Raw genomic sequence first — 23,236 nt, 5'->3', positions numbered from 1 at the left:
AGCGGCCGTTTCCGCTTTTCATTGTTGTCTAGCTCCGGTGGCCAGCCCCTCGAGGTCGCTTCGGCCTTTCGGAAAATGGCCAAGAGCGCCATTTCCTTAAGTCCTCCAGCGCTTGTCGGGGCTAAACGGCCCCCCTACGCTTTTCATGTCTAGCTGCAGTGCCCAGTTCCTCGAGACGCTTCAGCCTCACCGGCAATGGCAAAAGACGCCATTGCCGGCGAAGCTTCCAGCGCTTGTCGGAACTACCCGGGCACTTCCGCTTTTCATTATTTGCATTTAGCTGAAAAGGTTCGGTATAGTTAGACTATGAACGAAGAGAGGGGATTTCCATATGTTTCAAACGATGAATATTGCAAAAGGCGTGAATGTGCATGTCAACGAAACGACGCAATTTAAAACGATCAATTTTTCGTTGAAGTTTAAAGATAAATTAACAAAAGAAAAAGCGTCTGCACGGTCGATCCTGGCGAACGTTCTGCAGCACAGCAACGAAGTTTACCCTTCTCATACAGCACTTCGTATGGTGCTTGACGATTTATACGGCACATCTCTTTACATAGATTCTTCCAAAAGAGGCAACGAACATATCGTGACGCTGAACGTAGAAACGGTGAATGACCAGTATCTGTCAGAAGAAGGGGTACTCGAAAAGGTTTTGAATTTGATGTACATCGTTTTGTTTAAGCCGAATTTGGAAAACGGCTTGTTCAAAGAAACGATTTTCAATCGTGAGAAAGAAGCGATAAAGCAGCGAATCGAATCGATTTTTGATGAAAAAACGCGTTATGCGCAGCAGCGCATGCTGGAACTGGCACTGCCAGAACATCCGGCTTCGATTCCGGCAAATGGAACGCTTGAAGAAGTGGAGCGTGTCACAAACGAAAAACTGTTTGAAGAATATCAAGCGATGATCCATGACAACGAAATTGAAATTTACGCGGTCGGCGATATCCAGGCCGAAACCATTTCAGCGTACTTGAAAGAGTATTTCAAATTTGAAGATCGGGAAACTTCAGTTGATGCTCCTTCTGTAGAATTGGTGCAGCCAGCGGAAACGCGCGTGGTTGAATATGAGGACATGAAGCAAGGCAAACTTCATATGGCTTTCTTTACACCGATTACATTCCGCGACGAGAAGTTTCCGGTGATGCAATTGATGAACGGCGTGCTCGGCGGCTATGCGCACTCGAAATTGTTTGTGAATATCCGTGAAAAAGAAAGCATGGCTTATTACGTTTCAAGTTCATACGCTTCCCAGTTCGGTTTGATGTTTGTGTTGGCGGGCATTGATTCGAAACTGGAAGAAAAAGCAGTGAAGCTAGTTCTGGAACAATTGGAAGAAGTGAAAAAAGGCAATATTACCGATACGGAACTTGATCAGACAAAAGCATTGCTGGTTAACCAATTGAGAGAAGCACTCGATTCGGCGCGCGGCCAGATTGATATCTATGACCAGTACATGGAACTGACGGAAGCGTTTGAGCCGGATTATTTGATCAGCAAATGGAAGGCTGTCACGAAAGAAGACATTGCACAAGCAGCACAGCAATTGTCCTTGGAAATGACGTACTTCCTATCAGGCAAGGAGGATGATTCTGTTGAATAAAGTACATTTTGACCAATTGGATGAAACATTATACAAAGAACAATTGCCAAACGGGCTGGAAGTTTACATCCTGCCGAAAAAAGGGTTCTCCAAAACGTTCGCCACGTTTACGACAAAATACGGTTCCATCGATAACCATTTTGTGCCGTTCGGCGGGCAGGAACCGGTCAAAGTGCCGGATGGCATCGCCCATTTCCTGGAGCATAAAATGTTCGAAAAAGAAGACGGCGACGTATTCCAGCAATTCAGCAAACAAGGCGCATCGGCAAATGCCTTCACGTCTTTTACACGGACGGCGTATCTGTTCTCAGCTACCGATCAGGTCACTGAAAATGTCGGCACTTTATTGGACTTTGTGCAAAGCCCTTATTTCACGGAAAAGACCGTTGAAAAAGAAAAAGGCATCATTGCACAGGAAATTACCATGTATGACGACCAGCCTGACTGGCGCCTCTATTTTGGCATCATCGAAAATTTATACAAAAACCATCCTGTAAAAATTGATATTGCGGGTACAGTGGAATCGATCCAGGATATCACAGCCGAGCATTTATATACGTGCTATAACACGTTCTACCATCCATCGAATATGGTGCTGTTCATTGTCGGCGCTGTGGAGCCGGACAGCATGATGGATTTCATCAAAGCAAACCAAAGCGAAAAAACCTTTGAAGAGCCGAAAGAAATCGTGCGGATGTACCCGGATGAGCCGATTGAAGCGGCCGTCAAAGAACGGACCTTGGAAATGAGCGTCCAAAAACCGAAAGTCTTTGTCGGCATCAAACCGGAAGCCCTGAACTTATCAGGAGATGAAATGCTGAAACACGAACTGGCTGCACAACTGGCATATGAGCTTCTTTTCGGCCGCACGTCTGATTTTTATCATCAAGCTTATGAAAGCGGCTGGATCGATGAATCGTATTCATTCGACTACTCTTTGGAAAATGGATTCGGCTATGCGTTGATCGGTTCTGATACAGCTGAGCCTGAAGTGCTGGCCCGGGAAATTCAGCATACACTTGGTAATGCAATGGAAAAATGGCCATTTGGGCAAGCGGATCTCGATCGCGTGCGCCGCAAAAAAATCGGCTTTTTCTTGAGAGCATTAAACTCACCTGAGTATATTGCCAATCAGTTTACCCGCTATGCGTTTAACGGCATGAACCTGTTTGACGTAGTGCCGTTCCTGGAAGCACTGGAAGTGCCGGATCTCCAGGCAGCGTTTGCGACAGTCAGCGCAGAAAGCCAGCGTTCGGTCTTTACCATCCTGTCTCCTAAGAAGGAAACTGTGTGAAACGCTTCGCTGTGATATTGGGGGCTTCCGGAGAAATTGGACAAGCGATTTCGCGTCAGCTTGCCGGCTCCGGCTGGTCGCTTTATCTTCATTGGAACACTGCTCCGGTATCGGCATTGGTTGACGAGCTGGCTTTAAAGCATCCTCTCCAGGAATTTATCGGTGTGCAGGCGGATTTTGCAAAAGACGATGGGGCCCGGAAATTGGCAGAGCAAGTGTTTGACGCGGCATGCATCATTGTCGCGAGCGGCCATGCTTTAGTGAAAATGCTGATTGATACGACAGAAGATGAAATGGATGCCTTGTGGCGTGTCCATGTCCGCAACCCGGTTTCAGCCATCCGGCTAATTTCTCCTTTTTTCCATCGCTACCCTAAAACTTATGTGGTGTTTGTTTCATCGGTCTGGGGAGAAACAGGAGCGGCGCTTGAAACGGTCTATTCCTCGGTCAAAGGGGCGCAGTCAGCTTTTGTCAAAGCGTATGCGAAGGAAATGGCGCTTTCTGGCACGCGTGTCAACGCCATTGCCCCGGGCTTTATCCAAACCAAAATGAATGAATCTTTTTCAGATGAAGAACTGCTTGCCATATCAGAAGATATTCCCCTTGGGCTCGGGTCTCCTCAAGATATAGCCGATGCGGCTGATTTTTTGGTGAGCGGCAAAGCCGATTATATAACTGGACAAACGCTGCACGTCAACGGCGGCTGGCACATGTAACAAAGGGTCTTTTGTCTATCTTCGTTGGTTTTATGCATGAGTAAATAGTTGCGAAGGGGTTGATAGGCCTTGGTTTAAAGGCCTGCCCCTTTTTTTATTGCCCCTTTTCTTGCTGTAGCAAATCAGCTATCATAAGAGATAGGGTTTTAACATGCCATATACATAATGTGAAAGGTCGGATGATGAATGAAAGAATGGTATTTTGAATACGAAATTCAAGTGAATCGTCCGGGTTTATTAGGGGATATAGCTTCACTTCTCGGAATGCTCCGCGTCAACATTGTGACCATCAACGGCGTCGATCAAGGCAGACGCGGAATGCTTCTGCGGGCGGAACACGATGTTCAGCTGGAACGCTTCGAGCAAATCGTTTCAACCATCGAGACGATTGCCGTGAAGAAGTTCCGCGAACCTAAACTTCGGGATATTTTAGCCGTTCGCCATGGCCGCTATATTCAACGCGATGCCGATGACCGGAAAACGTTCCGCTTTGTCCGCGACGAGCTGGGGTTATTGGTTGATTTCATGGCGGAGATATTCAAGCAAGAAGGCCATAAACTGGTCGGCATCCGTGGAATGCCGCGTGTTGGTAAGACGGAATCCGTTGTTGCGGCAAGCGTCAGCGCCAATAAAAAATGGATTTTCCTATCGTCCACCATGATTAAGCAAACCGTGCGGAACAGTTTGATGGGCGATGAACACAACTCGAACAATATTTTTATTTTGGATGGCATTGTGACGCGCCGCTCTGCGGATGAGCGCCATCAGCAGCTGGTGCGCGAAATGATGCGCATGCCGACCATTAAAGTGGTGGAGCATCCCGATATGTTTGTCCAGCAATCCGAATACAATATTGAAGACTTCGACTACATTATCGAATTGCGCCATCATCCGGATGAAAAAATCACCTATGAAGTGCTGGAACGGAATAACTTTATGGGCGATCAAAATCAATCGGATATGTTCGGCGGCTTCAACTTCTAAACAGGCAGGTGAAAGCATTGAGTGAATTAGGTACTCGCTTGAAAGAAGCGAGAATCGCAAAAGGATTAAGTTTAGAGGATTTGCAGGAAGCGACAAAAATTCAGAAACGCTATTTGGCTGGGATCGAAGAAGGTGATTTTAGCATGATGCCGGGCCCTTTTTATTCGCGGGCTTTTATCAAGCAATACGCCGAGGCGGTAGGGCTTCACCCAGATGAATTGTTTGAACAATACAACGAGGAAATCCCGGCGATCAAAGAAGATCCCTATACTCCGCCTACGCCTTCGCGGCGGCAGACGTTCGCCAGTCAATCCTCGAGCCGGACAAACGAAATCATGCCGAAAGTGATTGCGGCATTGTTCATTGTCACTGTATTGGCAGTAGTGGTTTTCTTTTATTCAAATCTGGATACAAACGATCCGATCGAAGAAGGCACCGCAAACGACAGCGGCGTGCCGTATGAAGAACCGGCAGAGGAGGCTCCTGCAGAACCGGCTGAAAAGCCGGCGGAAGAGAAGGCGGAAAAACCTGCCGAAGCTCCGAAAAAAGAGGAACCGAAGGAACCGAAAGCGAGCATTAAAGCAGGGAAGCCTGCTGGACAAACGACCACATATGATTTTTCCGGTCCAGCTAAAAGAGAGCTGGTCATTAAAGTTGTAGGCGGCCCTTCTTGGGTGCAGGCCGCTGATTCAAACCAGAAAGAGCTGTTTAAGCCGGATACCATGGCTGCCGGTGCCACAGAGAAGCTGGATGTCAGCGGGCTGAAGCAAGTCCAGCTGCGCCTTGGCAAAGCTGCAAATGTCCAGCTGGCCGTCAATGGCGTGCCAGTTGAATATAAGCTCGATGCAACAACACAAAATATCGTTATTCGATTTGCAGAAGCGGAATAGCCATCTTTTGATGGCTATTTTGCTTGATAGGTTGAAAGGAGAAACAAGATGAACATTCCAAACCGCATCACCATTTCCAGAATTTTATTGATTCCTGTTTTCATGATCGTTATGCTAGTTGATTTTAACTGGGGGAACATGACGCTTTTCGGAGCGGACATGCCGGTTTCCCATTTTATCGGCGGATTGATTTTTATCTTTGCCTCTTTGACAGACTGGGTCGACGGCTACTATGCACGCAAATACAACCTGGTGACCACTTTTGGGAAGTTCCTGGATCCGCTTGCTGATAAATTGCTGGTGTCGGCAGCCTTGATTATTTTGGTAGAACTTGATTTTGCCGCTTCATGGATTGTCATCCTCATTATCAGCCGTGAGTTTGCGGTAACCGGACTGCGCTTGGTGCTTGCGGGTGAAGGGGAAGTTGTAGCAGCTGGAAGTCTAGGCAAAATCAAAACGACGGCGCAGATTTTGGCGATTTCGGCGTTATTGCTCCATAATACTATTTTCACTTTAGCAAACATTCCATTCGGAGAAATCATGCTGTACATCGCATTGATCTTTACCGTATGGTCCGGCTGGGATTATTTCTATGCCAACCGCCGGGGATTGCTGGCTTCCAAATAATCAGCTTTAAATAAAGGGGTGGGGTTACAATGAATGCAGAAATTATTGCAGTAGGCTCTGAACTGCTGCTCGGGCAAATCACCAACTCAAATGCCCGTTTTTTATCCAGCCATCTTGCTGAACTGGGCATCAATGTGTATTACCATACAGTGGTTGGAGACAACGCCGGACGTCTGGAAGACGTGATCCAAATCGCAGAAGAACGCGCCGATTTGATCATCTTTACAGGCGGACTTGGCCCGACCAAAGACGATTTGACAAAGGAAACGATTGCCCGCCATTTGGGTACAACTCTCGAAATGAATGAGGAAGCGCTTGAGTCGATTGTGGCGTTTTTTGAACGTGCCGGCCGCATCATGACTGAGAACAACAAAAAACAGGCACTTGTTTTAAAGGATAGTGATGTGCTTGTAAATAACCATGGCATGGCTCCGGGAATGCTGTATCCAAAAGATGGACGTGTTTATATCTTGCTTCCAGGGCCGCCAAAAGAAATGGAGCCGATGTTCCAGTTTGAGGCAAAACCGAAACTGGCGCGCCTTTTAAATCAGGCGGATGTTATTTTGTCTCATGTGCTGCGGTTTTATGGCATTGGAGAGGCGGAGCTTGAAGACCGTCTGCAGGACCTTTTGGACCGGCAAACCAATCCGACCATTGCGCCGCTAGCTTCAGACGGAGAAGTCATGCTCCGGCTTACAGCGAAAACAAACTCGGAAGAGCAGGCATGGGAATTGATCAACGAGGCAAAAACGGAAATCCTGGAGCGGGTTGGACAGTACTTGTACGGCTACGACAATGATTCCCTGGCTTCGAAGACAATTGAACTCCTGAAAGAACAGTCCAAGACCATTTCCGCTGCCGAAAGCCTGACAGCCGGCCTTTTCCAATCGGAACTGGCTGCAGTAGCGGGCGCCAGTGCGGTTCTTACGGGCGGCGTGATTGCTTACAATGAAGAAATGAAAATCGAACAGTTGGGGATAGCGCCTGAACTGCTGAAAGAATCCGGCGTTGTCAGCGAAGAAACCGCTATTGCGATGGCAGAAGCGGTGCGCCGGAAGTTTGATACGGATATTGCGGTTGGCTTGACCGGAGCTGCAGGACCGGATGCGCACGGCGACCAGCCGGCGGGGACGGTGTGGATCGGCATTGCGACAGCAGACGGCACCAATGCTTACCGTCTTCAATTATCGGGGATGCGCAACACCAATCGCTTGCGAGCGGTAAAATTAGCTTTATCTTATATCATACGAACACTGACAGAAGGAAATGCACGCAAAATTTAATTTTGCGTGTTTTTTTATGCTCAAAACGGGAATTTGCTGTTTATAGGGCCTGCAAAAATGATATTTGAAAACACGAACACGAATAAACGTTCGCTTTTTTCTTGTGTATTTCTCATTAACCTAGTATACTAGAGACAGGTAGAAAAATTGGTTTTAATTAGAGGAGGATTTCTTTTGAGCGACCGTAAAGCAGCGTTAGACATGGCGTTAAAGAGTATAGAAAAGCAATTTGGTAAAGGTTCGGTCATGAAATTAGGCGAGAAAAGCGACCGCAACGTATCATCGGTTTCAAGTGGTTCATTGGCACTTGATACGGCACTGGGAATAGGCGGATATCCGCGTGGACGGGTAATCGAAATTTACGGCCCTGAAAGTTCAGGTAAAACAACTGTATCCCTGCACGCAATTGCAGAAGTACAAGCAATCGGAGGAACAGCAGCATTCATCGATGCGGAGCACGCATTAGATCCGATGTATGCCAAAGCGTTGGGCGTTAATATTGATGAGTTGCTCCTGTCTCAGCCGGATACAGGCGAACAGGCACTTGAAATTGCGGAAGCTTTGGTACGAAGCGGCGCTATCGATATCGTAGTTGTCGATTCTGTAGCGGCACTTGTGCCAAAAGCGGAAATTGAAGGCGAAATGGGTGACTCCCATATGGGTCTGCAAGCCCGTTTGATGTCGCAGGCACTTCGCAAACTTTCAGGCGTCATCAATACATCAAACACCATTTTTATTTTCATCAACCAAATCCGTGAGAAAATTGGTGTAATGTTCGGGAACCCGGAAACAACTCCTGGCGGCCGGGCATTGAAATTCTATTCTTCTGTCCGTTTGGAAGTAAGACGTGCAGAAGCATTGAAATCCGGTACGGATATCATCGGTAACAGAACAAAGATCAAGATTGTGAAAAACAAGGTAGCGCCGCCGTTCCGTACAGCTGAAGTGGATATTATGTACGGAAAAGGGATTTCCCGTGAAGGTGAAATCGTGGATATCGGTTCAGAACTGGACATCATCCAAAAGAGCGGTTCTTGGTATTCTTACAACGAAGAACGCATTGGACAAGGACGCGAAAACGCGAAGCAGTTCCTTCTTAACAATCCGGAAATGCGCAATGAAATTTCCAACAAAATCCGCGAATCTTTTGGCATGGCAGCAGCCAACTACACGATTGCAGCCAATAAAGACGAGCCGGAAGAATTTAACTTGCTTATTGACGACGAAGAATAAGATAGAAGGCACAGCCAGCTGTGTTTTGAATCTGAGAGCTGCCCAGCTTTAGCTGGGCAGCTCTTTCTTTATCTCCATACTTTAAGGGCAGGAGTTAGGACAAGATAGGAATTATGCATGCACAAAAAGCCGTGAGGGGCTGTAAAAGCCGCCATGGATTGATGCAATGTGCATATCCGTGCGCTTTTCAAGCTTCTCAATGGGTTGACACGACATAAGACCAACTATACAATTAAAATTGTATAATTTACTATTTTTACAACGATTGATGTAGAACAATGGTTTTATTATTTCGATTTTTTGAACAAGTTAACAGAATAGCAAGAGGAGGTGTCCGAATGGGTATTACAGAGATCATCTTCGCTTTGCTTGGTATCATCGTCGGTGTAGTTGTTGGATATTATGCATTGAAAAAAGCAAACGACTCCAATATCGCAGGCGCGAAAAATTCTGCGGAGCAAATAGTTGAAGATGCGAAAAAAGAAGCAGAAGCCCTGAAAAAAGAAGCGTTATTGGAAGCGAAAGACGAAAATCATAAATTGCGTACTGAAACAGAATCTGAAATTCGGGAACGCCGATTAGAACTTCAAAGACAAGAAAATCGGTTGTTGCAGAGAGAAGAAAATTTGGATCGCAAGGATGATGCTTTAAACAAAAGAGAGGCAAGTCTGGAACGCAAAGACGAAGCACTCGCAGAAAAACAACAGCATATTGTACAGATGGAGAGCAAAGCTGAGGAATTAGTCCGGCAGCAGCAGTCCGAGATGGAACGGATTTCATCTTTGACTCGCGAAGAAGCGAAAGCCATTATCATTGAGCAAGTGGAAAATGAGCTTTCAACAGACCTTGCGACTATGGTCAAAGAATCAGAATCCCGTGCAAAAGAAGAGTCGGACAAAAAAGCGAAAAACATCCTGTCGTTGGCTATGCAGCGATTTGCAGCTGACCACGTAGCGGAAACCACCGTTTCTGTAGTCAACTTGCCAAACGATGAGATGAAAGGCCGCATCATTGGACGCGAAGGGCGCAATATCCGGACGCTTGAAACGTTGACAGGCATCGATTTAATCATCGATGATACGCCTGAAGCGGTAATTCTATCTGGATTCGACCCGATCCGCCGCGAGACGGCCCGCTTGGCACTTGAAAAACTGGTGTCTGACGGCCGAATCCACCCGGCACGCATTGAAGAAATGGTTGAGAAGTCAAGACGTGAAGTGGATGAGCAAATACGCGAAATCGGTGAACAAACAACGTTTGACGTAGGCGTCCATAATTTGCACCCGGATTTGATCAAGATCCTGGGCCGCCTTCGCTACCGCACGAGCTATGGACAAAACGTCCTGAAGCATTCCGTGGAAGTTGCCTTCCTGTCCGGTTTGATGGCTGCGGAACTTGGCGAAGACGTTACCTTGGCAAGACGTGCTGGACTGCTGCATGACATCGGTAAAGCGATCGACCACGAAGTCGAAGGCAGCCATGTCGAAATCGGCGTAGAGCTTGGCACAAAATACAAAGAACATCCTGTTGTGATCAACAGCATTGCTTCTCACCACGGGGACACAGAAGCGACATCGATTATCTCGGTAATTGTCGCAGCCGCAGATGCTTTGTCTGCAGCACGTCCAGGGGCAAGAAGCGAAACTCTCGAAAACTATATTCGCAGACTCGAAAAACTCGAAGAAATTTCCGAATCGTACGAAGGCGTTGAGAAATCATTTGCCATTCAAGCGGGACGCGAAATCCGGATCATGGTCCGGCCGGAACAAATTGATGATATGACAGCGCATCGTCTGGCACGCGATATCCGGAAACGGATTGAAGAAGAGCTTGACTATCCTGGACACATCAAAGTGACGGTCATCAGAGAAACACGAGCAGTTGAATATGCAAAATAATAAGAGTAAGGCTTCGATGAATGTCTATTCAAAGAAGCCTTTTTCTTATGGAAAAAGGTGAGCAAACATGAAAATTTTATTTATTGGAGATATCGTCGGATCGATTGGCAGAGATGCACTGGAGTCGTATTTGCCACGGTTAAAGCGAAAATATGCACCGGACGTGGTCATTGCGAACGGAGAGAACGCAGCGGCTGGCCGCGGCATCACGAAAGCGATTTATCAGGATCTGCTCTTTATGGGCGTGGATGTCATTACGATGGGCAACCATACGTGGGACCAGAAAGAAATTTTTGATTTCATCGATGACGTCGATTACTTGATTCGTCCGGCCAACTTCTCGCCGGAAGCCCCGGGCCGCGGCATGGCTACCGTTACAAAAAATGGCCAAACTCTATCGGTGATCAACTTGCACGGCCGTGTCTTTTTGCCGCCGCATGATGATCCATTCCAAAAAGTGGACGAGTTAATTGCGGAAGCCAAAGCGATTTCACCATTGGTCTTTGTCGATTTCCACGCCGAAGCGACTAGCGAAAAAATTGCCATGGGCTGGCATTTGGACGGGCGTGTTTCTGTCGTTGTCGGCACGCATACACATGTGCAAACGGCAGATGCACGAATTCTGCCAAACGGCACTGCCTATATTTCCGATGTCGGCATGACAGGGCCGTACGATGAAATTCTGGGGATGACAAAAGAATCGGTGCTTTACCGCTTCAAAACGAATATGCCGACCCGCTTTGAAGTGCCAAAACGTGGACGCTCCGTCGTCAGCGGCTTTTTTACGGAAGTCGACGACCAAACCGGAAAAGCGCTGTCTTTTGAACGGGTTTACATTAATGACGATTACCCATTCCAAAACTAATAGCCGGTCTATGTCGATTCTCCGACAATTGGACCGCCTGCCTTGTAGAGAGGCAGGTCCATTCAGTATAATAAAGTGATGATTGAAAGGGGTTTTTTCATGAATGAGGAGCAGCGACTTCAATCCACCCAAGTGAAGGCTTCACCATCAGACGACAAGGCTGAAAAAGATTACAGCCAATACTTTCAAAGCGTGTATACGCCGCCTTCATTGAAGGAAGCGAAAAAACGAGGGAAAGAACAAATTTCTTACTTCGATAACTTTACGATCGATCCCCGCTTTGAAGGGATGGGCAAAGGCCGTAAGTTTTACATCCGCACCTATGGATGCCAGATGAATGAGCACGATACGGAAGTGATGGCCGGCATTTTTATGCAGCTGGGCTTTTCTCTTACGGATTCGGTCCAGGATGCAGATGTCATCTTATTGAACACATGCGCCATCCGGGAAAACGCTGAAAACAAGGTGTTCGGGGAATTGGGGCATTTGAAACCTTTGAAACTGGAAAAACCGGATTTGCTGATCGGCGTCTGCGGCTGCATGTCGCAGGAAGAGTCCGTGGTCAACAAAATCCTGAAAACCTACGATCAAGTAGATATGATTTTTGGCACACATAATATCCACCGGCTGCCTGAGATTTTAAACGAAGCGTATTTGTCGAAAGAAATGGTCATCGACGTTTGGTCAAAAGAAGGCGATGTCATTGAAAACTTGCCGAAAGTGCGCAAAGGAAAAATCAAGGCATGGGTGAATATCATGTACGGCTGTGATAAATTCTGTACGTATTGCATTGTTCCGTATACACGGGGAAAAGAACGTTCCCGCCGTCCGGAAGATATCATCCAGGAAATACGCCATCTGGCAGCGCAAGGCTATAAGGAAGTAACGCTGCTCGGGCAAAATGTAAATGCATACGGCAAGGATTTCACCGATATCAAGTATGGGCTGGGGGATTTGATGGATGAACTGCGGACGATCGATCTGCCGCGCATCCGGTTCACCACTAGCCATCCCCGTGATTTCGATGATCAGTTGATTGAGGTGCTCGCAAAAGGCGGAAACCTTGTTGACCACATCCATTTGCCTGTACAATCAGGTTCGACGAGCATGTTGAAAATCATGGCCCGCAAATATTCATGCGAACATTATTTGGAATTGGTCCGGAAAATACGGACAGCCATTCCGAATGTTTCGTTGACGACGGACATCATTGTCGGCTTTCCGAACGAAACAGACGAGCAGTTTGAAGAAACACTTTCTCTGTTCAAAGAAGTCGGTTTTGAAATGGCCTTTACGTATATCTATTCTCCGCGTGAAGGTACGCCGGCCGCAAAAATGGCCGATAATGTCCCGATGGAAGTGAAAAAAGAGCGGCTGCAGCGTTTGAACGCCGTCGTGAACGAATATGCCTTGAACGCGATGAAGGCTTACGAAGGGCAAATCGTCGAAGTCCTGGTTGAAGGCGAAAGCAAGAAAAATTCCGATGTGTTATCCGGCTATACAGCCAAAAACAAATTGGTCAATTTTGCAGGGCCGAAGTCGATTGTCGGCCAATTGGTAAAAGTTAAAATTACAACAACAAAAACATGGTCATTGAACGGTGAACTAGTCGAAGCCGGGTATGGCCAAGAAGTGGGTGTCTAAGAAGATGACGTATTCAAAAGAAGAAATTATTGCAAAAGCACGCGAAGTGGCAGACATGATTGCCGAAACAGAAGAAGTGGAATTCTTTAAACGTGCAGAAGCTCAAATAAATGAAAACCAAAAAGTCCGCGAGAAAATCGCTTCCCTGAAAAGCCTTCAAAAACAGGCAGTCAATTTCCAGGCTTATGGAAAAGAACGCGCTTTAGGCCTGATCGAGGGCAAGATCCAGAAAATCGAAGAAGAAATCGACGCTGTGCCGATTGTTCAAGAGTTCAAGCAATCGCAAAGCGACGTCAATTCACTTCTGCAAATGGTTTCTACAGCCATTGCGAACCAAGTGACAAACAACATCATCACTTCAACGGGTGGAGACATTCTGCGCGGCGAAACCGGCTCGAAAGTCAAAGCCAGCAAACCGACAAAACTGTCTTAAGAAAAGCGAAAACGGCCGTTCAGCCCCGACAAGCGCTGGAGGGTTTGGCTTGAATGGCGGATTTTGCCATTCGACCCGAGACCGAAGCGACCTCGAGGGGCTGGCCGCCGGAGCTAGACAATAAGAAAAGCGGAAACGGCCGTTCAGCTCCGAAAGGCATAAGACAGATTGGCGAAGCGGTGTTCTTAACCGCACAGCCAAGATGGCTTATGACCCGAGGAGCTGGCCGCCGGAGCTAGACAATAAGAGAAATAATGGAATATAAACTGAAGGAGCTGCGGCTCTTTCAGTTTTTTCTTTTCTCCCTTTGTTTTTGTTATAATGGAAAGAAGACGAAAAGTTCGCGAAAGAGGTAAAAAAATGGCACCTACACCAATGATGCAACAATACTTGCAAGTGAAATCCGATTACCAGGACGCATTCCTGTTTTTCCGCCTGGGCGATTTTTATGAAATGTTTTATGACGATGCCTTAAAGGCGTCCCAAATCCTTGAAATCACACTGACGAGCCGGGGCGGCACCGGCGACGACCGCATTCCGATGTGCGGCGTTCCGCATCACGCGGCGCAAAACTATATCGATCAGCTGATTTCCAAAGGCCACAAAGTGGCGCTTTGTGAACAAGTTGAAGACCCGAAAACCACGAAAGGCATGGTCAAGCGGGAAGTCGTCCGCTTGATTACGCCAGGCACGCATACCGAAGGCAAAAGCATCGATTCCAAATCGAATATGTTTTTGGCTGCGGCTGAACAGAAGGCAGATGGCTTTGCCTTGTCGTATGTCGATATCAGCACCGGGGAAGCGAGCGCCATTTACATAGCAGGAACAGAAAACGCGCTGCTGCAGGAATTGCAGTCGTTGAATATCAAAGAACTCGTTGTTTCCGATCAATTGTTTTTATTGCTGAACGAAGAATCACAGGACCTGGTGCTGTCGATTGAGCCGATGGATTTTGTCTACACGGCGGACGAACGATTGTTGGCTGAATGCCCGGATGACCTCAAACTCAGTATCCAGCGTCTGTTGACGTATATTTCCCGGACGCAAAAGCAGTCGCTCGACCATATTCAGCCGTTCACGTTTAATGAAAACGGACAGCTTCTGTCAATCGATTTCCATTCGAAGCGCAATCTGGAATTGCTGCAGTCGATCCGCGGCGGCGAAACAAAAGGGACGCTTCTGTGGCTATTGGACGAGACCGTTACGGCTATGGGCAGCCGGAAACTGAAGCAATGGCTGCATCAGCCATTGGCAAACCGCCATTTGATTGAAAAGCGGCAGCAATTGGTCGAATCACTCATCAATCAATATTTTGTCCGGGTGGAACTTCAAGGCCTGTTAAAAGAAGTTTACGACCTGGAGCGTTTGAGTGGGCGAATCGCTTTTGGCAGCGCGAGCGGGCGGGACTTGGCCCAGCTCCGAAGTTCGCTTGAAAAAGTGCCGGCGATCATTTCCGAACTGGCCAATTCAGGGCACGGCACACTCGCCAATTTCAGCGACAAGCTCGACCGCTGCGGCGAAGTATGCGAATTGCTTGGCGCCATCAGTGAAAACCCGCCGCTGTCTTCGAAAGAAGGCGGCGTCATCCGGGACGGATTCCATGCAAAATTGGATGAATACCGGTATGCCTCACGAAACGGCAAAGACTGGATTGCCCAGCTTGAACAGGAAGAGCGCCAGCGGACAGGCATCAAATCGTTGAAAATCGGCTATAACCGCATTTTCGGCTATTATATAGAAATCTCCAAAGCCAATATGCATTTGGCGGATTTGGAGCGCTACGAACGCAAGCAGACGCTTGCCAACGCGGAACGCTACATCACACCGGAACTGAAAGAAAAAGAAACGCTGATTTTAACCGCAGAAGAAGAAAGCCTGAACCTGGAATACGAGTTGTTCGTGAAAATTCGCGAAGAAGTGAAACAATACATTGGCCGGATCCAGCAATTAGCTTCCACACTCAGTGAACTCGACGTCTTTATGAGCTTTGCAAATGTCGCAGAGAAATACCGCTTTGTGAAACCGGTATTCAATGACTCCCGAGAAATTTCCATTATTGAAGGACGCCACCCGGTCGTAGAGAAAATGCTGAACAAGCAGCATTATGTGCCGAACGATTGCGTATTGACCGACAATCAGAACATGCTGCTCATCACGGGCCCGAACATGTCCGGTAAAAGTACGTATATGCGCCAAGTCGCATTGACGATTGTGCTGGCGCAAATCGGTTCTTACGTGCCGGCTGAATCGGCAAATCTGCCGATTGTCGACCAGATCTTCACGCGCATCGGGGCAGCGGATGATTTGGTATCCGGCCAAAGCACATTCATGGTGGAAATGCTCGAATCGCAGTACGCCATTACCCATGCGACGGAACGGAGCCTGCTATTGTTCGATGAAATCGGGCGGGGCACATCCACTTACGACGGCATGGCGCTCGCGCAGTCAATGATTGAATACATCCACGAGAACATCGGCGCCAATACCTTGTTTTCAACGCATTACCATGAATTGACGGCACTCGACCAGTCGCTCGACAAATTAAGCAATGTCCATGTGGCCGCGATGGAACAGTCCGGCAAAGTGGTGTTTTTGCATAAAGTGAAAAAAGGGCCGGCGGACAAGAGCTACGGCATCCATGTAGCAGAACTGGCCGAATTGCCGCAGCCGATTTTAGCGCGTGCGCGTGAACTATTGGTCAGCTTTGAAGCCGAAAACAAAAAGCATGTGAGCCAAGTGGAGCAATTGTCGTTTTTCGACGACCGCGACACTGAAAGCGAAGAAGTGCTGCAAATGATTGCAGATGTCAACATTGCGGCCATTACGCCGCTGCAGTCCCTGCAATTATTGAACGACCTGCAAGTCAAGCTAAGCAAAAAGGAGTGAGAATATGGGAGTCATTCGATTGATGGATGAACCGTTATCCAATAAAATAGCTGCCGGTGAAGTGGTTGAACGGCCGACCTCGGTCGTCAAAGAATTAGTGGAAAACGCCATTGATGCGGGCTCAACAGCGATTGAAGTGCTGCTGGTTGAAGCCGGACTCACCTCTATCCAAATCATTGATAACGGAGCCGGCATGGACTCGGAAGATGCATTATTGTCCTTTTCGCGCCACGCCACCAGCAAAATCGCCAATGAACATGACCTCTTCCGGATCCGGACGCTCGGGTTCCGCGGTGAGGCTTTGGCGAGTATTGCGTCGGTATCAAAAGTGACGCTCCACACCTCCAACGGGGAAAACGGGACATTTGTCCAAATGGAAGGCGGGCGCTTGATCGAGCACCGGGCAGGTTCGCTCCGGAAAGGCACTGATATTAAAATTGACCAATTGTTCTTTAACACACCAGCGCGTTTAAAATACTTGAAGACGCTGCAGACGGAACTTGGCCATTCGATTGATTTGATGAACCGGCTGGCGCTCAGCTATCCGGCAATTTCATTCAAATTGGTCCATGACGGCAGAACCATTTTGCAGACATCCGGCAGCGGCGAAATCCAACGGGTCATTTCGGACATTTACGGCGTGTCGATTGCTAAGAAAATGATCCCGTTTGAAGCAGAATCCCATGACTACAAAATCTCGGGCTATACGTCCCTTCCCGAAGTGACCCGCGCCAATAAAAATTACATTTCGCTGTTCGTCAATGGGCGCTGGGTCAAGCATTACGCCATCGCCAATACGGTCCATAAGGCGTATCACACGTTCCTGCCGCTCGAACGCCAGCCGATCACGATTTTAAACATTGAAGGCGATCCGTATTTGACGGATGTCAACGTCCATCCTGCGAAACAGCAGATTCGCCTGAGCAAGGAAAAAGAATTGATGGACCTGATCCACGAAACCATCCGCTGGACAATCAGCGGAGCGGTGCGGGCGCCGATCATTGAACAGCCGAAAGCGCCGAAGCAAACACCGAGCAGACAGCTCGATTTATGGAAAACAACGCATACGGTGAAGGAGCCTGACATCCATTCTTCCCGTTCATATGCTCCGCCTGTTCCTGCTCGGACGTTCAATCCGATGCCGGAGCTGGAAGCAATCGAAGTACCCGGTGCAAATGAAGCTGAACCGACGGCAATTGCCGAGCCGCCAATTCCTGAAGCGGAACCTGAACAAATCCCTGAAACACCGGAACACCGTTTTGAAAATCCTTTTGAAGAAGAAAGCCCCCAATTTCCGGAACTGGAAGTGGTGGGGCAAATTCACGGCACGTATATCGTGGCGCAAAGCACCGACGGTTTTTACTTGATCGATCAGCATGCGGCGCAGGAACGCATCAAATACGAGTTTTTCCGCGAAAAGGTCGGGGAAGTCGATACCAGTGAACGCCAGGCGCTTTTGCTGCCGTTGACGTTCCACTACAGCCGCGACGAGGCCCTGCGCTTGAAGGAAGCACTGGATGTATTGGCAGAAAGCGGCGTCTTTTTGGAGGAGTTCGGCGATACGTCCTTTATCGTCCGCGAATATCCGACCTGGTTCCCGAACGGTTTCGAACAGGAAGTCATCGAGGATTTGATTGAGCAAGTGCTGAACGAACGCAAAGTCGATGTGAAAAAACTGCGGGAAGATGCCGCCATCATGATGAGCTGCAAGCGCTCCATCAAAGCCAACCATTATTTGCAAAAACATGAAATGGAACGCTTATTGGCCGATTTGAAATTGGCGGAACAACCGTTCACTTGTCCGCATGGCCGACCGGTAATCATCCATTTCAAAACTTACGATGTAGAGAAAATGTTTAAACGGGTTATGTAACAGGGGAGAGTTATCATAAGGGATACCAGCCCGGCCGCTTGAAAAAGCGGTTCTTTTCAACTGCAAAGGGGGAAGCGGAATGTTTTCAGCCAAACAGCGGAGTATGCAAATGAATTTATTGGCCCTTCGCGAATTTGATTTGCTCGTAATCGGAGGCGGTATTACAGGTGCCGGAATCGCATTAGATGCCATATCGCGCGGCATGAAAGTGGCGTTGGTCGAAATGCAGGATTTTGCAGCCGGTACGTCCAGCCGCTCAACAAAGCTTGTTCACGGCGGCTTGCGGTATTTGAAGCAGTACGAAGTCAAGATGGTGGCAGAAGTCGGCAAAGAACGCGAAATCGTTTATGAAAATGCGGTCCATGTGACTGAACCTCAGCAAATGCTCCTGCCGTTCCACAAGGGCGGCACATTTGGCCCGTTGATGACTTCTTTTGGTTTGCGCTTTTATGATTTTTTGGCAGGCGTCAAAAAAGGGGAACGGCGTGTGATGTTGTCGCCGGATGAAGTGCTGAAGCGTGAACCGCTGGTCAAAAGCGAAGGCTTGCTGGGCGGCGGCACGTACGTGGAATACCGGACCGACGATGCGCGGTTGACGCTGGAAGTTTTGAAGAAAGCGGCCGAACTCGGAGCGGTTTGCATCAATTACATGAAAGCGGATGGCTTTCTTTACAAAGGCGGAAAAGTGTCTGGCGTCCAAGCGACGGACACGGTTAGTGGCAAAACGCTTGCGATCAATGCACAAAAAGTGGTCAATGCCACAGGTCCCTGGGTCGATGGAGTAAGAGAACTTGATACGGCCGGTGGAAACAAACAGCTCCGTTTGACAAAAGGCGTCCATATCGTCGTAGACCGCAGCAAACTGCCGCTTCGCCAGGCGGTCTATTTCGATGCCCCGGATAAGCGGATGATTTTTGCGATTCCGCGGGACAACAAAGCGTATATCGGAACGACCGACACCTTCTATGAGGAAGACCCGGCCGAGCCGGCAGCGACTCAAAAAGACGTAGAGTATTTGATCAATGCAGTAGCTTCGATGTTTCCGACAGCCAAGTTAACTGCCGAAGATGTTGAATCGACATGGGCAGGGCTCCGGCCGTTGATTTATGAAGAAGGGAAAGACCCTTCTGAAATCTCAAGGAAAGATGAAATCTGGGAGTCGGATAGAGGCTTGATTTCAATAGCGGGCGGCAAGCTGACCGGCTATCGGAAAATGGCTCAAACGATCACCGATTTGGTAGCGAAGCGACTGAAACAGCAGACCGGCAAGAAGTTTGGAAAAAGTTCAACTAAAAACCTCCCTTTATCTGGAGGGGATTTTGGCGGGGCGAAGGAATATCCGCGTTTTATCCATCAAACCGCTTTGGAAGCCGAGGAGTTTGGGTTGTCGCCTGAAGAAGGGCAGATGTTTGCCCAGTTTTTCGGCACAAACGCAAAAAAAGTGTTCAAGCATTACAACAAGCTCCCGGATGCAATTCCAGAAAGCATTCCAAAAACTTTGGCTGCTGTTGTCGAGTATGCGGTTGAAGAAGAGATGGCGCTCACGCCTGCCGATTTCTTTGTCAGAAGAACGGGGGATTTGTACTTCCATATGGAAGACGTCTTGAAGTACAAAGAAGGCGTACACCATTATATGAGCCGTATATTGGGGTATACGCCGCAGCAGCAGCAAGCGTACCGGGAAGAACTGCAGCGGGAAATCGACAACGCGACCCGGTTCAGAGAAGGGGTGCAGTCTTGAAAATCACGAAGGCTTTTTTAGAAGCATCCGATGGCCACGAAATTTACTATGAACTCTACGAACCGGAAGCGCCAGTTGGGCATGTCCATATTGTTCACGGCATGGCAGAACATATTGCACGCTATGAAGAGTTCGCACAGTTCCTGGCATCGCATGGATTCGCTGTTTCCGGGCACGACCAGCGCGGGCACGGCAGAACCGCTGAGCGCAACGGCGTGCAAGGCTATTTCGGGGAACAAAAAGGTTTTGACCGGGTGGTTAAGGATGTCGAAGAAGTGATCGCTGTCGTGCAAAATCAGATTGGCCCTTTGCCGTTGATCCTCTTTGGCCATAGCATGGGCTCTTTTGTAACGAGGCGCTATATCCAGCTGCACAGCCAAGACATTAGCAGCGTCGTTTTATCCGGAAGCGGCGGCGATCCAGGCGCTGCAGGAAAAGCAGGGCTCGTTGCCGCTCTTATGGCAGCGAAAGCCAAAGGCAAGGACCAGCCGAGCGCACTGCTCGGGAAAATGACATTCGGCAGCTTTATGAAACCGTTTAAAGATGAGGAATCGTCCTTTGCATGGCTCAGCCGTGACCGAAACGAAGTGGCGAAGTACGAGGCGGATCCGATGTGCGGGTTTCCATCGACCAATCAATTTTACGTGGATTTGTTTACCGGCCTCGCATTGATCCATAAAAATGCGGAAGTAGGAAAAATCCGCCAAGACTTGCCGATGCTGTTGATCAGCGGCTCGAATGATCCGGTTGGCGGAAACGGCGAAGGCATTTTTAAAGCTGCCAAACAATACGTGGAAGCGGGTTTGTCGGACGTTGCCGTTTATCTCGCGGAAGATGCACGGCATGAACTGCTGCACGAAACCGATAAAGAAAAGCATTTCGAAACAATTTTAGAATGGATGTTGGCAAATGATTGACGTATTAGCCATTGTCGGCCCGACCGCTTCAGGCAAGACAGCACTTAGCCTGGAACTCGCGGAACGGCTTGGCGGTGAAATTATTAATGGCGATTCCATGCAGGTGTACCGGGAAATGTCGATTGGCACAGCAAAAATCGAACCCGATGAAATGCGTGGAATCCCGCACCATCTTTTGGACATCAAGGATCCGGACGAATCGTTTTCGGTTGCAGAATACCAGAAGTTGGTGCGTGAAAAAATCGAAGAGATTCAATCACGCGGGAAACTGCCGATCATTGTCGGCGGATCCGGTATGTATGTACAAGCGGTGCTGTTTGACTACCGCTTTGCGGAAGAACAGGCGGATGAGGGCTTGCGTGCTGCTTTGCGGGCGGAACTGGCCGAACATGGCCCTCTTCACATGCATGCACAGTTGCTGGAGCTGGACCCCAAAGCGGACATCCATCCGAACAACACACGGCGGGTTCTCAGGGCCATTGAAATCATCAAAAGCGGCCATGGAACAAGCGAACGCAATTTGGCGCTGTCGCCGATGTACAACGAAGTAATCATCGGCCTTAATATGCCGCGGGATATTTTGTATGACCGGATCAATCAACGGGTGGATATCATGATTGATAAGGGATTGCTGCAAGAAGTCCAACTGCTGCGTGAACGGGGAATCCGCGAGGTGCAGTCAATCCGTGCAATTGGCTATAAAGAAATCTACGACTATTTGGATGGCAAAGTGGATTGGGAGCAGGCTGTGGATTTGCTGAAGCAAAACTCACGGAAATACGCCAAACGCCAATTTACGTATTTCCGGAACAAGCTGCCGATTTTCTGGATCGACGCATTGGAAAATCCGGGAAAAAACATTCAGAAAATAGAAGCCTTTATGCAGGAAAAAGACCGCCAGCGTCGAATTGGAATTATAGAACAACAAAATCCAGATAAGAGGTTATGAGGGGGATATTCATGAAGCCAGTAAACATTCAAGACGTTTATTTGAATCAGCTGCGTAAAAATAATATTTTTGTTACAGTCTTTTTATTGAATGGTTTTCAATTGAAAGGGACCATTAAATCCTATGATAATTTTACGGTGCTGGTTGAAACAGACGGCAAGCAGCAATTGATCTACAAACATGCAATCTCCACTTTCTCGCCTGCAAAATCGGTGCCGATTGAGCACCAGGAATAATTGAAAAACCAGCCTGAAAAACTTCCGGCTGGTTTTCTATTGTTCTAGAATCAATAATGAGTGAACAGCCATAGACGAAAGCAGCGCTTTATTTGACAGTGCCGCTTGTGGCGGTTACCATTTTCAGAGGAAATCCATTTAAAGCAGGAGGCAATAACAGATGAAATCCATTACAACCGATGATTTGCTTGAAATTGTAGAAGCCGGACAGGAAATCCAGTTGATAGATGTCCGTGAATACGAAGAAGTGGCGTACGGCATGGTGCCGGGTGCCAAACACATTCCGCTTGGTGAATTGCCGGAACGCATAGAGGAACTGGATGCATCTGCACCCGTTCATATCATTTGCAAAGCGGGCGGCCGCAGTGCGATGGCGTGCGACTTTTTGGAGACGAACGGCGTAGAAACAGTCAATGTTGAAGGCGGCATGATGAACTGGAGCGGTGAAACCATCGCATAAATAAAAGAACGGCCCAGCTTTTACGCTGAGCCGTTCTTTTGTTTATTCATACGGAGTGGATTTTGCGTGTCGGCAGCCTCCATTTATAAAGATAAGACAGAACGCGCAAAGTTGTAATGCAGATGAACAGTCCATACAATATGAGATCGGTCTGGATCATATCGAAACTGATTAATATGCCGGCAATGGCTGCCCAGACGGCATAAATTTCCGCCCTTAGCACCAGCGGTTTCCGGCCGGCAAGCAGATCCCGTACCATGCCTCCGCCGGAGCCGGTCAAGACGGCTGCCACAACGACGGCATACACCGGCATGTTCAAATCCACGGCATACAAGGCGCCTTGGATGGCAAAAGCAGACAAGCCGATGGCATCGAAAAAATTCCCCCAGCGATTCCACGGGCCGAGCAGCCGGTTTGGAAACAAAAAAGCCAGTGTAATGGATGCGAGCGCCAGCTGGAACATCATTTCCTGTTCCCAGAGCGCCGACACCGGAACCCCGATCAGCAAATTCCGGATCGCCCCTCCACCGAATGCCGTCACCACGCCCAACAAGTACACTCCGAAAATATCATATTCTTCTTCCATTGCGATAATAGCGCCGGACACCGCAAAAGCGATCGTCCCGATAGCACTTAATACTTCCCACGCCATTTTGGCATCCTCCCAATCTCTTCAACTCTATGAATTGTAGCAGAATTTG

Annotated in this window: 20 protein-coding genes; 19 read left to right on the top strand and 1 reads right to left on the bottom strand. The window is 48.3% G+C overall.

Annotated elements, in window-relative coordinates:
• Positions 1 to 331 precede the first annotated feature (331 nt).
• From yfmF to QWY22_RS12400, 19 genes are all read left to right on the top strand, one after another.
• Positions 332 to 1,606 (top strand): EF-P 5-aminopentanol modification-associated protein YfmF, encoded by a 1,275-nt coding sequence (gene yfmF, locus QWY22_RS12490; protein WP_300981192.1) that lies wholly within the window; start codon positions 332 to 334, stop codon positions 1,604 to 1,606.
• On the top strand, positions 1,599 to 2,900 hold the full coding sequence (yfmH, locus tag QWY22_RS12485; protein ID WP_300981191.1) for an EF-P 5-aminopentanol modification-associated protein YfmH: 1,302 nt from the start codon (positions 1,599 to 1,601) through the stop codon (positions 2,898 to 2,900). Before yfmF ends, yfmH begins: the two co-directional genes overlap by 8 nt.
• Complete coding sequence (gene ymfI / locus QWY22_RS12480) at positions 2,897 to 3,616, top strand: elongation factor P 5-aminopentanone reductase (protein ID WP_300981190.1); 720 nt, start codon at positions 2,897 to 2,899, stop codon at positions 3,614 to 3,616. The genes yfmH and ymfI overlap by 4 nt, the downstream gene beginning before the upstream one ends.
• A 186-nt stretch (positions 3,617 to 3,802) precedes the next feature.
• Entirely contained in the window at positions 3,803 to 4,600 is a 798-nt protein-coding gene (locus QWY22_RS12475; RefSeq protein ID WP_036806583.1) for a YmfK family protein, read from the top strand.
• Between the two features lie 17 nt (positions 4,601 to 4,617).
• Positions 4,618 to 5,490 (top strand): helix-turn-helix domain-containing protein, encoded by an 873-nt coding sequence (locus QWY22_RS12470; protein WP_300981189.1) that lies wholly within the window; start codon positions 4,618 to 4,620, stop codon positions 5,488 to 5,490.
• Between the two features lie 48 nt (positions 5,491 to 5,538).
• Positions 5,539 to 6,117, top strand: coding sequence for a CDP-diacylglycerol--glycerol-3-phosphate 3-phosphatidyltransferase (pgsA, locus tag QWY22_RS12465; protein ID WP_300981188.1), 579 nt, complete (start codon positions 5,539 to 5,541; stop codon positions 6,115 to 6,117).
• A gap of 29 nt (positions 6,118 to 6,146) precedes the next feature.
• The gene (locus tag QWY22_RS12460) at positions 6,147 to 7,400 is read left to right on the top strand and encodes a competence/damage-inducible protein A (RefSeq protein ID WP_300981187.1); all 1,254 of its coding nucleotides are present in this window, start codon (positions 6,147 to 6,149) and stop codon (positions 7,398 to 7,400) included.
• Positions 7,401 to 7,574: 174 nt separating this feature from the next.
• Positions 7,575 to 8,633: a recombinase RecA gene (gene recA, locus QWY22_RS12455; protein ID WP_053166457.1), complete on the top strand. Its 1,059-nt coding sequence runs from the start codon at positions 7,575 to 7,577 to the stop codon at positions 8,631 to 8,633.
• 338 nt (positions 8,634 to 8,971) lie between these two features.
• Entirely contained in the window at positions 8,972 to 10,531 is a 1,560-nt protein-coding gene (gene rny, locus QWY22_RS12450; protein ID WP_300981186.1) for a ribonuclease Y, read from the top strand.
• Between the two features lie 67 nt (positions 10,532 to 10,598).
• Positions 10,599 to 11,396 (top strand): TIGR00282 family metallophosphoesterase, encoded by a 798-nt coding sequence (locus tag QWY22_RS12445; protein ID WP_300981185.1) that lies wholly within the window; start codon positions 10,599 to 10,601, stop codon positions 11,394 to 11,396.
• A 99-nt stretch (positions 11,397 to 11,495) separates the two neighbouring features.
• Positions 11,496 to 13,040 carry a tRNA (N6-isopentenyl adenosine(37)-C2)-methylthiotransferase MiaB gene (gene miaB / locus QWY22_RS12440; RefSeq protein WP_300981184.1) on the top strand — a complete coding sequence of 515 codons (1,545 nt, stop codon included), beginning with the start codon at positions 11,496 to 11,498 and terminating at the stop codon, positions 13,038 to 13,040.
• Positions 13,041 to 13,044: 4 nt separating this feature from the next.
• A complete protein-coding gene (locus QWY22_RS12435; protein ID WP_300981183.1) occupies positions 13,045 to 13,473 on the top strand; it encodes a YlbF/YmcA family competence regulator in 429 nt (142 codons plus the stop codon).
• Positions 13,474 to 13,833: 360 nt separating this feature from the next.
• Positions 13,834 to 16,359: a DNA mismatch repair protein MutS gene (gene mutS, locus QWY22_RS12430; RefSeq protein WP_300981182.1), complete on the top strand. Its 2,526-nt coding sequence runs from the start codon at positions 13,834 to 13,836 to the stop codon at positions 16,357 to 16,359.
• 4 nt (positions 16,360 to 16,363) lie between these two features.
• Positions 16,364 to 18,232, top strand: coding sequence for a DNA mismatch repair endonuclease MutL (mutL, locus tag QWY22_RS12425; protein ID WP_300981181.1), 1,869 nt, complete (start codon positions 16,364 to 16,366; stop codon positions 18,230 to 18,232).
• A gap of 79 nt (positions 18,233 to 18,311) precedes the next feature.
• The gene (locus tag QWY22_RS12420) at positions 18,312 to 19,973 is read left to right on the top strand and encodes a glycerol-3-phosphate dehydrogenase/oxidase (protein ID WP_300981180.1); all 1,662 of its coding nucleotides are present in this window, start codon (positions 18,312 to 18,314) and stop codon (positions 19,971 to 19,973) included.
• Positions 19,970 to 20,890, top strand: a complete 921-nt coding sequence (locus QWY22_RS12415; protein ID WP_300981179.1) for an alpha/beta fold hydrolase — start codon at positions 19,970 to 19,972, stop codon at positions 20,888 to 20,890. The genes QWY22_RS12420 and QWY22_RS12415 overlap by 4 nt, the downstream gene beginning before the upstream one ends.
• Positions 20,883 to 21,839, top strand: a complete 957-nt coding sequence (gene miaA, locus QWY22_RS12410; RefSeq protein WP_300981177.1) for a tRNA (adenosine(37)-N6)-dimethylallyltransferase MiaA — start codon at positions 20,883 to 20,885, stop codon at positions 21,837 to 21,839. The genes QWY22_RS12415 and miaA overlap by 8 nt, the downstream gene beginning before the upstream one ends.
• 11 nt (positions 21,840 to 21,850) lie before the next feature.
• Positions 21,851 to 22,075, top strand: a complete 225-nt coding sequence (hfq, locus tag QWY22_RS12405; protein ID WP_300981176.1) for an RNA chaperone Hfq — start codon at positions 21,851 to 21,853, stop codon at positions 22,073 to 22,075.
• A 160-nt stretch (positions 22,076 to 22,235) separates the two neighbouring features.
• A complete protein-coding gene (locus tag QWY22_RS12400; protein ID WP_036806539.1) occupies positions 22,236 to 22,535 on the top strand; it encodes a rhodanese-like domain-containing protein in 300 nt (99 codons plus the stop codon).
• 46 nt (positions 22,536 to 22,581) lie between these two features.
• On the opposite strand, the gene QWY22_RS12395 is transcribed toward QWY22_RS12400, so the two are convergent.
• Entirely contained in the window at positions 22,582 to 23,187 is a 606-nt protein-coding gene (locus QWY22_RS12395) for a trimeric intracellular cation channel family protein (protein WP_176295094.1), read from the bottom strand.
• Positions 23,188 to 23,236: the final 49 nt, after the last annotated feature.

Source organism: Planococcus liqunii, from assembly GCF_030413595.1.
Lineage (GTDB): Bacteria > Bacillota > Bacilli > Bacillales_A > Planococcaceae > Planococcus > Planococcus liqunii.
This window is presented reverse-complemented; position numbering and strand designations above follow the sequence as displayed.